The organism is Sorangium sp. So ce1153 (genome assembly GCF_051521595.1).
In the GTDB taxonomy this organism is placed as follows: domain Bacteria; phylum Myxococcota_A; class Polyangia; order Polyangiales; family Polyangiaceae; genus Sorangium.
In genome coordinates, this window is record NZ_CP150361.1 from 3,001,754 (window position 1) to 3,014,053 (window position 12,300).

The following is a 12,300-nucleotide window of genomic DNA, read 5'->3' on the forward strand; positions in this document are numbered from 1 at the left end:
CGACCCGGGCGCGGCGTTTTCCCCTCGGCCCCCGGTCCGATCGCCGCGCGCGGCGCCCTCCTCCGGCGCGGCCCCCTCGCCGGCCAGCGCCGGACGGCGCTCGCGCCGGTTTACACCGGGAAGGAGACCGCCGTACATAGGCCGGCGCGCCGCGCGCCGCGCGCCGCGAAAGAGCGCGCGAGGCGCCCCGGGCATTCAGCGAGTTGCTCCCTCCCAGTGGATTTCCGTTACCCTGTCGCCGCATGGCACGCATCCTGATCGTCGAGGACTCCCCGGCAATGCGAGCGTACGTACGCTCGACGCTCGAGGACTGCGTGCTCGGGCTCGAGGGCGACGTCGATATCGTCGAGGCCATGAACGGCTTCGACGCGCTCCGGCTCCTGCCGCGCGGCGCGTTCGACCTCGTGATCACCGACATCAACATGCCCGACATCAACGGGCTCGAGCTCATCCGTTTCGTCCGGCAGAGCGACCGCTACCGGCGCGTCGGCATCCTCATCATCTCGACGCAGGCTGCCGAGCGCGACGTGCAGCGCGGGCTCCGCCTCGGCGCGGACCGCTTCCTCGCGAAGCCGTTCACGCCCGAGGCCCTGCGCGACGCGGTGGTCGCCTGCCTCGACGGGCGTCCCCAGCGCGCGCTCGACGGCGAGCCGCCGGCCGACGGCGCCTCTCCGTCAGCTGACGGCGGGTCCCCGGTGCCCCCGCGCGCCGACGAGCCCGCCGCGCGCACGAAGCAGCCCGGCTCCGGCGAGGAAGGCGGGGGCTGATGGTCGACAGCGGCGATCGCGCGCGCGAGGAGTTCTTCTCGGAAGCGCAGGAGATCGTCGAGGGGCTCGGGCGCGACCTCCTCGCGCTCGACGAGGCGGTGCGGACCAACAAGGTCGACCCCGACGTCATCAACGACGTCTTCCGCGCCGTGCACACCCTGAAGGGGCTCGCCGGGCTCTTCGGCGCGACCCGGATGGCGACGCTGTCGCACGAGCTCGAGGAGCTGCTCGACAACCTGCGCCTCGGGCGCATCGAGATCAGCGCGTCCGTCCTCGACCTCCTGTTCCGCAGCGTCGAGCTCTACGGGCGCATCCTCCAGAACGAGAAGGACGGGCGCGACGCGCCCATGCCCGAGGTCGACGACCTCCTCCGCCAGCTCCACCAGGACGCCGGCCCGAGCGCGGCCGGCCTCCCGGACGACAACTACGACCTCGACCCGGGGCTGCTCTCCGTGCTCACCGAGTACGAGGAGCACCGGCTGCGCACGAACATCGCGAGCGGGATGACCCTGTTCCGGCTCCGCGTGCAGTTCCACCTCGCCACGATCGACCAGGCCCTCGACGACCTGAAGATCACCGCGAAGCCGTACGGCGAGATCATCACCTACCTGCCGACCGGCGCGGGCGCGGACCAGGACTCGATCGAGCTCGACATCCTCATGGCCTCGCGCGCGCCGCTCGAGGAGCTCCAGCGCGCCCTGCACCAGGCCGGCGCCGCGGTCGAGGAGATCCCGCGGCGCAACAACAACGGGCACGGCCGGGTCGCGCCGCCCGGCATGCCGTCGATGTCGGCCGCGCTCCGCGGCGGCGCGCCGACGGGCGTGTCGCGGGCCGTCGACCTGACCGGCTCGATGGCGGCGAGCCCGCCGTCGAGCGCGCGCGGCACCCGCAAGGGCGAGCTCAGCTCGATCCGCTCCGTCGCGCAGACGGTGCGCGTCGACATCCACAAGCTCGACCGCCTGATGAACATCGTCGGCGAGCTCGCCCTCGTGCGATCGGCGCTCGGCCGCCTCGTCGAGCGCCTCCGGGCGGCGCCGACCGAGCGCGAGCTCTCCCTCGACCTCCACCGGCTCCAGCGCACGTTCGACCGGCACCTCGCCCAGATGCAGGCGGGCATCCTCGAGGTCCGGATGGTCCCGCTCGGGCAGGTCTTCGACAAGCTCGCCCGCGTCGTCCGCCAGATCAGCCGCGACGCCGACAAGCTCGTGAACCTCGTCATCACGGGCGCCGAGACCGAGGTCGACAAGCTCATCGTCGAGGAGCTCAGCGACCCGCTCATGCACATGATGCGCAACGCCATCGACCACGGCATCGAGTCGAAGAGCATGCGCGAGGCGGTGGGCAAGCCGGCGGTCGGCACGATCGCGCTGAACGCCTTCCAGAAGGGCAACCACGTCGTCATCGAGATCGAGGACGACGGCAAGGGCATCGACGTCGACAAGCTCCTCGACGCCGCCCTGCGCCGCGGCGTCATGACCCAGGAGGACGCGCGCACCACGAGCTACCGCGAGGTCCTGAACCTCATCTTCCAGCCGGGCATCTCGACGAAGACCGACGTCAGCGAGATCTCGGGGCGCGGCGTCGGGATGGACGTCGTGAAGACGAACATCAGCAAGCTCGGCGGCGTCATCGACGTGCACAGCGAGCCCGGCATCGGCACCAAGATGACGGTGACGCTGCCGATCACGCTGGCGATCATCAGCGCGCTCATCGTCCGCGTCGCCGACCGGCTCTTCGCGATCCCGCTGACGAACGTGCAGGAGGCGGTCGCGCTCGACGAGGCCACGGTGCGCCAGATCGACGGCCGCGAGATGATCACGCTGCGCAACAGCACGCTCCAGCTCTGCTACCTGGCGCGGCTCTTCGGCCTGAACGAGGAGGAGGAGCTCAGCGCGCGCATCGCCGGCCTGCTCGGCGGGGCGGCGCGCGGCGGCTCGGCGGCGCGGCCCGCCGTCGGCGGCCGCCGCGGGTCCGACGGCCGCGCGACGCTCGGGCTGCAGGGGGGCAACAAGCGCAAGTACATCGTGGTGGCGTCGGTCGGCGCGCGCAGGCTGGGGCTCGTCGTGAGCACGCTCATCGGCCAGCAGGACGTCGTGATCAAGGCGCTTGGCCCGTCGCTCTCCTCGGTGCGCGGCTTCTCCGGCGCCACGGAGCTCGGCGATCAGCGCATCGCGCTCGTCCTCGACGCCCCGGCGCTCATCGAGGAGATCATGCACGGGGGCGGGGACCGGCAGCGCAACGATCCGCGGAGCACCCATGGCTAACCTCTCCCGAAGGCCCGCCCGGATACCTGTCTCGAAGCGGAGCCCGCGCGCGCAGGCGACCGGCCCGCGCACCGAGTACCTCGCCTTCACGCTCGCGGGCGACACCTACGCCGCGCCCGTCTCGCTCGTGCGCGAGATCCTGAAGCCGCCTCCGCTCACGCCGGTGCCGCGCGCACCGGACTCGACGATGGGCATCGTCAGCGTGCGCGGGCAGCTCGTCACCGTCATCGATCTGCGGCGGCGGATGCGGCTGCACGAGGGCGCGCCGCAGCGGCGGGCGCGCATCCTGCTCGTCGACGCGGCGAACGGCGAGACGCTCGGCCTGTTCGTCGACGAGGTCCAGCAGGTCTACCGGCTCGCCGACGCCGAGATCGAGCACGCCGCGACGGCGCTCGGGGGGGACGTCGCGGGCTACATCGCCGGCATCGCCCGGCCCCTGCACGGGGCGAGCGCGTCGGACGGCACGCAGGGCGAGGCGCAGCCGCGCGTCATCATCCTGCTCGACCTGCAGGCCATACTCGCGTCCTAACGGACGACTCGTCCGCGCCCGGGCGGCTCGCAGCGCCCGGACGCTCGGAGGCTCAGATGCCGTTGACTGGAGAGCGCAGCCGTCCCGACCCGCAGAAGAGCCTCGTCGGCTTTGTGGTCGGCGACGTGCAGTACGCGATCGACATCACGCGGGTGCGCGAGATCGTGAATCCCCTCGAAGTGACCACGCTGCCGCACACGCCCCCCGAGGTCTCCGGCGTCGCGAACCACCGCGGCGAGGTGGTGCCCGTGATCGAGCTCCGCGTGCGCTTCGGGCTCCCCCCGGTCGAGCCGAGCCGCAGCACCAAGTGGATCCTGGTCGACGTGGGGACGCACACGGTGGGGCTCGTCGTCGACGCCGTGACGGAGGTCTTCGGGACGAGCGGCGACTACCGGCCGACGCCGCCGGTCGGCGGCAGCAGCGACCTGCGCGGCATCGTGGGCGTGACGACCCACGACGAGCGGATGATCTTCGTGCTCGACGTCGGGCGCTTCATCGAGCTCGCGCTCGCGCTCGCCGCGTCCGGCGCCCTCCTGGAGGCCCCGTGAGCCGCGCCTCCGACGACCTGGGTCCGTTCAGCGGCCCGCGCGTGAGCGACGCGAACCTCTGGCCGACCGAGCCCGACTCCATCTCGCCGAGCGTGCGGAGCACGCCGATGCCGATCTCGGCCATCGCCGCGGCGCTCGCCGCCGACGACGCCGAGGAGCGCCGCCAGGCGGCCGCGCGGCTCGGCAGGGCCGACGTCACCGAGGCGCTGCCGCTCCTCCTGCGCGCGCTCGGCGACCCCGACTGGCGCGTCCGCAAGGAGGCGACCTACGCCTGCCACCGGCTGATCCAGGCCGCGCCGGCCGGGTCGATCCAGGGCGCCGAGGGCGAGCGCCCGCCCGCGCCCCCGGGCGGCGCCGAGGGCGAGCGGCCGTCGGCCTCGCAGCTCCTCGTCGGGGCGCTCCTTGACGCGCTGCGGACCAGCGACGACGTGGGCCTCAGGAACGCGGCCATCGAGGTGCTCGGCTACTGCGGCCGCGACGCCACGCCGGCGCTCGTCGGGGCGCTCGGCGAGCTCACGGGCGACGAGCGCAAGCTCGTCGTCGACGCGCTCGGCCGCACGCGCGACCCGGCGGCGCTCGACGCGCTCTACGCGGCGCTCGCCGAGCAGGACGACAACCTCCGCCAGAGCGCGATCGAGGCGATCTCCGGGATGGGGCTCATCGCGCGCGAGCGGGTGACGGACATCCTCTACGAGCGGCTCGCCGATCGCGATCGGTTCGTGCGGCTGACCGCGCTGAACGGGCTGAACGGCCTCGAGGCGCCGGTGCCGTGGCGGGTGCTGTCGCCGCTCATCGACGACCCGATCCTCCGCTCGTCGGCGCTGGTCGCCGCGGCGCTCGCGGAGAGCCCGGAGGCGCCGCGGGCGCTCGTCGCGGCGCTCGCGACCGCGCGCGGCGGCGCCTTCGCGCAGCTCGTGCGCGCGCTCGCGCGGCTCGCGGACGGCCCGCTCGCGCAGCACGCCGTGGAGGCGCTCCAGGCGGCGCCGATCGAGGTGGGCGCCCGCCTCGTGCAGGCCGCCGCGGCGCAGGGCCCGGGCGGCGCGGAGCCCCCCTCGTGGCGCGGCCTCGGCGCCGACCCGGTGAGCGGCCGCGCGCAGGCGCTCGTGCTCGCGGCGATGGCGCGCGCGCCGGGCGCGGCCGACGCCGCGGTGCAGGCCATGATCGAGCCCGCGCTCGTCGAGACGGCGCAGCGCGCGCTCGGCCTGCTCGGCGGCGAGGCGCTGCCGGCGGTGCTCGCCTACCTCGATCGGCACATCGATCCCGATCCCGATCTCTGGGAGGGCCTCGACGACGCGACGGCCGCGCTCATCGACGGCGCCGTGGCGATCGCGCGGCAGCGCGCGCGCGAGGGCGAGCCGCGGGCGCCCGGCGTCGACCGCCTCGACCGCCTCGACCCACAACTCGACGAGCTGCTCGGCGCGGTGCGGCGGTCGGTGAAGAGCCCCTCGACGCTCGTGGCGACGAGCGCGCTCTACGGGCTCGCGAAGATCGGGACCGCGGACGACTTCTCGCTCGTCGTCTCGCAGACGCGCGCGATCTCGCTCCCGGTCGCGCGCGCGGCGGAGAGCGCGCTCGCGGGGCTCTCGGAGCGCTACCCCGAGGCGGCGCGCGCGCTCGCGCGCCGGCTGATGCAGGCGGAGGAGACCCACCTCGCCGCGGCGATCGTGATCGAGGCGCTCGGCTCGGCGGATCGCGAGGAGATCGCGTTCCTCACCGGCGTCGCGTCGGCGGGGGACGTGCGCGCGCGCCGGGCGGCCGTGACGGCGGTCGCGGCGGCGGCGGGCGCCTCGGCGCTCGAGGTGCTGAGCCTCTCGCTCGCCGACGAGGAGCGGGAGGTCCGGCTCGCGGCGGCGCGCGCGCTCGGCCGGCTGTACGCGTCGCTCACGGAGTCGAGCCCGGCCGGCGACGACCGGGCCCGCGCCCGCGAGCTGCTCGGCCTCGTGCGCGCCTCGGGGGAGCCCGAGCTCGTCACGGCCGCGGCGCAGGGCGGCGCCCCGTTCCGCTCGGATCCCCCCTATAGCGAGGCGGGGGATCGGCTGAGCGCGCCCGGTTCCATCGAGGGTGGCGAGGGCTCCGCGTCCACCTCGGGCACGTCCGGCGGGCCGCCGTCGGGGAAGGTGCTGTGAACCGGCGGCGGGACGACGAGATCCGCCTCTTGCCCGACGAATTCCAGAGGCTGAGGGAGCTGTTCAACAAGCACTGCGGGCTCCAGTTCGGGCCCGAGGCGCGCACGTCCATGGAGCGCCGGCTCCGCGAGCGGGTGGTCGTGCTCGGGCTCTCGTCGTTCGGGCAGTATTACGAGTACCTGCGCTTCCACAGCCGCGCGCGCGCCGAGCTCGACGAGGCGCTCGAGGTCATCACGGTCAACGAGACGTACTTCTTCCGCGAGGACTACCAGCTCCGCGCCCTCATGACCGAGATCGTGCCGATGCTCGTCAAGGCGGGGAGCGCCAAGGGCCGGCTGTCCATCTGGAGCGCGGGCTGCTCGACCGGCGAGGAGGTCTACTCGATCGCGATCACCGCGCGGGAGTCCGGCGCCACGGATCGCCGCGAGGTCCGCGTCTTCGGCAGCGACATCTCGCGCCGCTGCGTGGTGGCCGCGCGCAAGGGGGTCTACGGCGCGTCGTCGTTCCGCGTCACGCCGCCCGACATCAAGCGGCGCTACTTCACGGAGCGGCCGGACGGGTTCCACGTGGTGGACGAGCTGCGGGCGCTCTGCCAGTTCGGCCACCTGAACCTGCTCGACTCGTCGCGCGCGGCGGTGGTCGGGCGCGTGGACGTCATCTTCTGCCGCAACGTCCTCATCTACCTGGACGAGGAGTCGCGGCGCCGGGTGATCGACATCTTCTACGAGCGCCTCTTGCCCGGCGGTTTCCTCCTGCTCGGCCACTCCGAGTCGCTCCTGAACGTGACGACCGCGTTCGAGCTCGTGCACCTGCGGGAGGATCTCGTGTACCGCAAGCCGGCGGCCACGCTGCGTCTGGGGCTCACGGAGGGCCCGCCGGAGCGGGGGGGCGGGGAGGGGGGCGGATGAGCGGGGGGCGCATGAGCGAGGGGCGCATGAGCCGGGGACCGGATGAGCCGGGGGCAGAGGAGCGGGGACCGGATGAGCCGGGGGCAGAGGAGCGGGGACCGGATGAGGCGCCGACGAAGTGGAGGCAGTGCAGGCGACGGGTGGTCCCATGGCGCTCCTGGTGGGTTAGAATGAACCTCCGGCGGAAGGTTTTGCGCTCATGACATTCGCTCCCCTGCGCGTGCTCGTCGTCGACGACTCCGCGTACAACCGGCGCAACATCGCCGAGATCTTGAGCGGAAGCGACGAGATCGAGGTCGTGGGCAAGGCCGGTGACGGCGACGACGCGCTCCGCCAGGCCGCTCAGCTCAGGCCGGACGCGATCACGCTGGACCTCGAGATGCCGCGCATGGACGGCTTCACGTTCCTGCGCATCCTGATGGCGCGGCAGCCCACGCCGGTGATCATCGTCTCGAGCTACAGCCACAAGGAGAACGTCTTCAAGGCGCTCGAGCTCGGCGCCGTCGACTTCGTGGCGAAGCCGGACCGGCAGTTCACGGCGGACGCGCAGATCCGCCGGGAGATCATCCAGAAGGTCCTGCTCGTGCGCTACCTGCGGCCCCGGTCGCCGATGCCGGCGGCCACGACCCCGGCGCGCGCGTCGCAGCCCACGTCGCCGCGCGCGGCGCCGGAGGCGTCGCGGCTCGGGGTGTCGCTGCGCCACCTCGTGGCGGTCGGCTCGTCGACGGGCGGGCCCACGGCGCTCCTCGAGATCTTCAACCGGATCCCGGATCGCTTCCCCGGCGCGATCCTCATCGCGCAGCACATGCCGGACAAGTTCACCCGCACGTTCGCCGAGCGGCTCGATCGCAAGGGCGGGCTCCGGGTGGTGGAGGCGCAGAACGGCGACCAGGTGGTGGCCCGCAAGGCGTACGTGTGCCCTGGCCGGATGTGCATGGAGATCGCGGTGACGCCGGGCAGCGGGGTGGGGCTGAGCGGCGACATCCGGATCCGCGTCGGGGCGCCTGCGCCTGGCGATCGGTACGTGCCGAGCGCGGACCGGCTGTTCCGGAGCGTGGCGCAGGTGGGCGGCAGCCGCGCGGTGGGCATCATCCTGACGGGGATGGGCGACGACGGGGTGAACGGCGCGCGGGCGATCCGCGCGGCCGGGGGCACGGTGGTGGCCGAGAGCGAGGACTCGGCGGTGGTCTACGGCATGCCCGGCGCCGCGGTGCGGGCGGGGGTCGTGAACGAGAGCCTGCCGTTCACGGCGATCGGCGACTTCATCGCGCTGCTCTCCTAGCCAAGACGGTGGTTCCTCGGGAGCCCCGAGAAAATTGAACCACAGAGGCACAGAGGGCACAGAGGGCACAGAGGAGAGAGAGTTTTCAGCCCCTCCCCGATCTGAACCCTCCTTCTGTCCGAGCGCTCTGCGCTCTCTTTGTCTCCGAGCTCTCTCCTCCTCTGTGCCCTCTGTGCCTCTGTGGTTCAAATCTCTTCCTTCATCACACCCGTGCCGGTGCTGTGTGCTCCAGCCCCCCGGGATCTGGGTGCCGCGGCGGTTCCCGGCTGATTGCCAAAGTTGACCCCCCGGGCGCATCGTGAGACAGGTCGGTCCCTGACATGCGGATCCGACGCGCCGCACGCAGGCTTGTATGTCTTGGCTGGATGGCCGCCCTCTCGGGCGTCGCTCTCGACGGCGTCGCTGCGCCTCCGGAGGCCGCGACGGCGGCGCCGGCCGCGGCCGCGCCCGCGAAGGCCGAGCCGAAGGAAGCCAAGAAGGGCGGGGCGGCCGAGGGCAAGGCGGAGAAGCCTGCGCCGGCCAAGCCGGCCGCGCGCGCTGCGGGCGCGTCCAGCGGCGGCGCGAAGCGCGTGGCCGCCAAGTCGCAGGCCAAGCCCGCGGCGCGCTCGAAGGCGCCCTCGAAGAAGGGCGCGGCCAAGATCGCGCGCAAGCCGGGGGAGCCCGGCGCGCCGGACGAGGCGGCGCGGCGGGTCATCGCGGGCACCGCGACGCCGGCCGGGTCGAGCGTCGGCGAGTCGCCCGAGCTCCGCACGCTGCGCGAGATCGACCGGACCCTCTTTCCCGGCGCCGCGCCGAGCGCCGGGCCCGCGTGGCCGGTCGACGGCACGCTCCTCCTCGGCGCGGGCGAGCCGCGCCTCGAGGCCTCGGGCCTGCCGCCCTCGGGCCTGCCCGCCCCGCCGGTGCAGGCCGAGGAGACCCGCGACATCTCCTGGCTGCGGCAGCTCGAGCTGCCCGAGATCCCGGTCCGCTGGGACGGCCGGGTCGTGCGCTACCTCGAGTACTACAAGGACGACCCGCGCGGCCGCTCCGCCGTGGTCTCCTGGATCAAGAAGAGCGGCCGCTATGGCGCCGCCATCCGCCGCGTCCTCCGCGAGCAGGAGCTGCCGGAGGACCTGCTCTGGCTCTCGCTCGTCGAGAGCGGCTTCGACCCGACCATCCACTCCCCGGCGGGCGCCGCCGGGCTCTGGCAGTTCATGCCGGAGGGCGCGCGCATCTACGGCCTCACCGTCGATCGCTGGATCGACGAGCGCCTCGATCCGGAGCGCTCGACCCTGGCGGCGGCGCGGTACCTGTCGGATCTGCGGCGGCGCTTCGGCAGCTGGGAGCTCGCCTTCGCGGCCTACAACATGGGCTACGGGGGGCTGCTCGCGTCGATCCGGAAGTACAACACGAACGACTTCTGGGAGCTGTCGCGGCTCGAGGCCGGGATGCCGCTGGAGACGGCGCTCTACGTGCCGAAGATCCTCGCGATCGCGATCGTGGCGCGGAACCTGAAGGTGTTCGGCTGTGACGAGCTGGAGCTCGATCCGGCGGTGACGTTCGACAAGATCTCGCTCGGCTCCGGGGTGTCGCTGCAGTCGGTGGCGGCTGCGACGGGGGCGGGGGCGCCGGAGATCGAGGCGCTGAACCCGCAGCTCGTGGCGAAGCGCACGCCGCCGCTGCCGGTGGACGCGAGGGAGCAGGCGCGCTGGGAGATCCGGGTGCCCGCGGGCGCCGGGGCGCGCGCGGCGAAGTCGATGCCGAAGCTCCTGGAGCGCGAGCCGAAGCTCGAGCGCTACCTGGTTCGCTGGGGCGAGTCGCTCGACGATATCGCGACGTTCCGGGGGACGACGCGCTGGACGCTGCAGTCGCTGAACGGCCTGCGGCCCGGCGAGCCGGTGCGGCCTGGGTCGCTGCTGTTCGTCCCGGCGGCGGAGGGGGTCGGCGTGGCGGCGGCGGAGCACCTGCTCGCGAACAGCGCGCCCCTGTCGTCGGAGGCGAAGCCGGTCGTCGTGGTCCCGGCGCAGCGCTTCTCGTACGAGGGCCGCCGGCGCGTGTTCTACCGCGTCGTCGCGGGCGACGGGCTGCGGGATCTCGCGGCGGTGCTGTCGGTGACGCCGGACGAGATCTGCCGCTGGAACGCGCTCGCGCCCGGGGCGTCGCTCCACGAGGGGATGACGCTCCAGCTGTTCGTCCCGAGGTCGCACCGCTACGACGGGGTCTTCCTGCTCGACGAGGCCGAGGCGCGCGTCATGGAGGTCGGCTCGGAGGACTTCTTCGCTCACTTCGAGGGGCTGAAGGGCCGCAAGCGCATCGAGATCGCCGCGCGGGAGGGCGACTCGTTCAGCAAGATCGCGACCCGTTACGGCCTGAGCGTGGGCAGCCTGGAGCGGATCAACCAGCGCTCGCGGCGGAGCGTGCTGATGCCGGGGGACCGGCTGGTCGTGTACGTGCCGACCGCGCGGCCGGACGACCCGCCGCCGGTGGAGCCGCGCGAGGACGAGGTCCGCGTGGCGTCGGCCGAGGCCGCGGGCCCGGTGGACGACGGCGACAAGGCGGCCGCGGCCGTGCCGGTGAAGCCGGCGGGGCTGGCGGCATCGGCGGACGCACAGCGCGCGGGCGGCGCGCAGGACGGCCGCAAGGCGACCGGCGCGAGGGACGCGGGCGGCGGTGCAGCCGAGGCGGGCGGCGGGGAGACGAAGCCGGCGCGGGTCGAGGCGAAGGCGGAAGCGGGCGAGACGAAGCCGGCGCGGGCCGAGGCCAAGGCTGCGGGCGAGACGAAGCCGGCGCGGGCCGAGTCGAAGGCGGAAGCGGGCGAGACGAAGCCGGCGCGGGCCGAGGCGAAGGCGGAAGCGGGCGAGACGAAGCCGGCGCGGGCCGAGGCGAAGGCGGAAGCGGGCGAGACGAAGCCGGCGCGGGCCGAGGCGAAGGCCGCGGGCGAGACGAAGCCGGCGCGGGCCGAGGCCAAGGCTGCGGGCGAGACGAAGCCGGCGCGGGCCGAGGCGAAGGTCGAGACGGGCACGGGCGAGAAGCCCGGCAGCGCGAGCGAGAAGCCCGGCAGCGCGAGCGAGAAGCCCGGCGCGGCGGGCGCGGGCGAGAAGCCCGGCAGCACGAGCGAGAAGCCCGGCGCGGCGGGCGCGGGCGGTCAGGCTGGAGCGCCGCCGGAGGAGAAGAAGGCGGCCGAGGGCGAGAAGAAGCCGGCGCCCGGCGGCGCGGACGAGAAGGCCCCAGTGGGGCGCGCCAAGGGAGCGCAGGGCAAGGAGAAGCCCGCGACCGCCGGCGGCACCGCGCTCTGAGGCCGAGTCGCCGCGCGGAGGCGCGCTCCTCATTGTAGAGAGGGCGCATTTTTATGAAGAGGGCGCAGCGTACCCGAGTCGGTGATCGGGCGTTGCCGGACGGCTTTCTCAGGTCTCGTCGCGCCCGTGCACGCTGGCGGGCGGGCTGGTCGCCTCGACCGCAGTGAACGGTTCAATGATCCTGTAGGAGTGCAATGCGCCCCTGGGCACCGTCCAGGAGTCGCCCGGCTCGAGGCGCACCATCTGCCCCTCGATGTGCAGCTCGGCGCGCCCCTCGATCACGAACCCCACGGTCTCATAATCGCGGGCGGTCGGCTGTTTCTCGTCGCCCGGCGGCTCGCGCTCCCAGAGCCGCATCGATACCTGGATTCCGGAGGCCAGGTACTTTTGTCCCATCTGGCCTTTCGGAGAGCGGCCGGACGAGACCTTCATGATGGTTGTGTCGCTCATCAGCGCCTCGCTTTCATCCTCGATCGATTCGTCCGGTCATCTGCCCGGTTCGTCGAGAAGCGTGGGTGCGATCGTGGATTCGAGCCTGGCTGGAGCGAATCGGGGTTCTCCCGCTTTCCTGGTCCGTCGCTCCTCGTCGGCCTCTCGTCGC

At 73.4% G+C, this 12,300-nt stretch carries 9 protein-coding genes; 8 read left to right on the plus strand and 1 reads right to left on the minus strand.

The window, feature by feature from the left end; genetic code table 11:
* Positions 1-242 precede the first annotated feature (242 nt).
* The 8 genes from WME85_RS10625 to WME85_RS10660 all read left to right on the plus strand — a co-directional run bounded on the left by WME85_RS10625 (position 243) and on the right by WME85_RS10660 (position 11,699).
* On the plus strand, positions 243-767 hold the full coding sequence (locus WME85_RS10625) for a response regulator (protein ID WP_437837483.1): 525 nt from the start codon (positions 243-245) through the stop codon (positions 765-767).
* Complete coding sequence (locus tag WME85_RS10630; RefSeq protein WP_437309008.1) at positions 767-3,031, plus strand: chemotaxis protein CheA; 2,265 nt, start codon at positions 767-769, stop codon at positions 3,029-3,031. The genes WME85_RS10625 and WME85_RS10630 overlap by 1 nt, the downstream gene beginning before the upstream one ends.
* Positions 3,024-3,560 carry a chemotaxis protein CheW gene (locus WME85_RS10635; protein WP_437309009.1) on the plus strand — a complete coding sequence of 179 codons (537 nt, stop codon included), beginning with the start codon at positions 3,024-3,026 and terminating at the stop codon, positions 3,558-3,560. Before WME85_RS10630 ends, WME85_RS10635 begins: the two co-directional genes overlap by 8 nt.
* A gap of 56 nt (positions 3,561-3,616) precedes the next feature.
* Positions 3,617-4,108, plus strand: coding sequence for a chemotaxis protein CheW (locus WME85_RS10640; protein ID WP_437309010.1), 492 nt, complete (start codon positions 3,617-3,619; stop codon positions 4,106-4,108).
* Positions 4,105-6,234, plus strand: a complete 2,130-nt coding sequence (locus tag WME85_RS10645; RefSeq protein WP_437837484.1) for a HEAT repeat domain-containing protein — start codon at positions 4,105-4,107, stop codon at positions 6,232-6,234. The genes WME85_RS10640 and WME85_RS10645 overlap by 4 nt, the downstream gene beginning before the upstream one ends.
* A 29-nt stretch (positions 6,235-6,263) precedes the next feature.
* Complete coding sequence (locus WME85_RS10650) at positions 6,264-7,142, plus strand: CheR family methyltransferase (protein ID WP_437837485.1); 879 nt, start codon at positions 6,264-6,266, stop codon at positions 7,140-7,142.
* 199 nt (positions 7,143-7,341) lie between these two features.
* Positions 7,342-8,424, plus strand: coding sequence for a chemotaxis-specific protein-glutamate methyltransferase CheB (gene cheB / locus WME85_RS10655; RefSeq protein WP_437309013.1), 1,083 nt, complete (start codon positions 7,342-7,344; stop codon positions 8,422-8,424).
* 365 nt (positions 8,425-8,789) lie between these two features.
* Positions 8,790-11,699 (plus strand): transglycosylase SLT domain-containing protein, encoded by a 2,910-nt coding sequence (locus WME85_RS10660; protein ID WP_437837486.1) that lies wholly within the window; start codon positions 8,790-8,792, stop codon positions 11,697-11,699.
* A gap of 108 nt (positions 11,700-11,807) precedes the next feature.
* On the opposite strand, the gene WME85_RS10665 is transcribed toward WME85_RS10660, so the two are convergent.
* On the minus strand, positions 11,808-12,149 hold the full coding sequence (locus tag WME85_RS10665; protein WP_437837487.1) for a cupin domain-containing protein: 342 nt from the start codon (positions 12,147-12,149) through the stop codon (positions 11,808-11,810).
* Between the last annotated feature and the right edge of the window lie 151 nt (positions 12,150-12,300).

Coding starts and splice junctions, on each gene's coding strand:
- WME85_RS10625 (WP_437837483.1), top strand. CDS start 243: ATGGCACGCATCCTGATCGTCGAGGACTCCCCGGCAATGCGAGCGTAC.
- WME85_RS10630 (WP_437309008.1), top strand. CDS start 767: ATGGTCGACAGCGGCGATCGCGCGCGCGAGGAGTTCTTCTCGGAAGCG.
- WME85_RS10635 (WP_437309009.1), top strand. CDS start 3,024: ATGGCTAACCTCTCCCGAAGGCCCGCCCGGATACCTGTCTCGAAGCGG.
- WME85_RS10640 (WP_437309010.1), top strand. CDS start 3,617: ATGCCGTTGACTGGAGAGCGCAGCCGTCCCGACCCGCAGAAGAGCCTC.
- cheB (WP_437309013.1), top strand. CDS start 7,342: ATGACATTCGCTCCCCTGCGCGTGCTCGTCGTCGACGACTCCGCGTAC.
- WME85_RS10660 (WP_437837486.1), top strand. CDS start 8,790: ATGGCCGCCCTCTCGGGCGTCGCTCTCGACGGCGTCGCTGCGCCTCCG.
- WME85_RS10665 (WP_437837487.1), bottom strand. CDS start 12,149: ATGAGCGACACAACCATCATGAAGGTCTCGTCCGGCCGCTCTCCGAAA.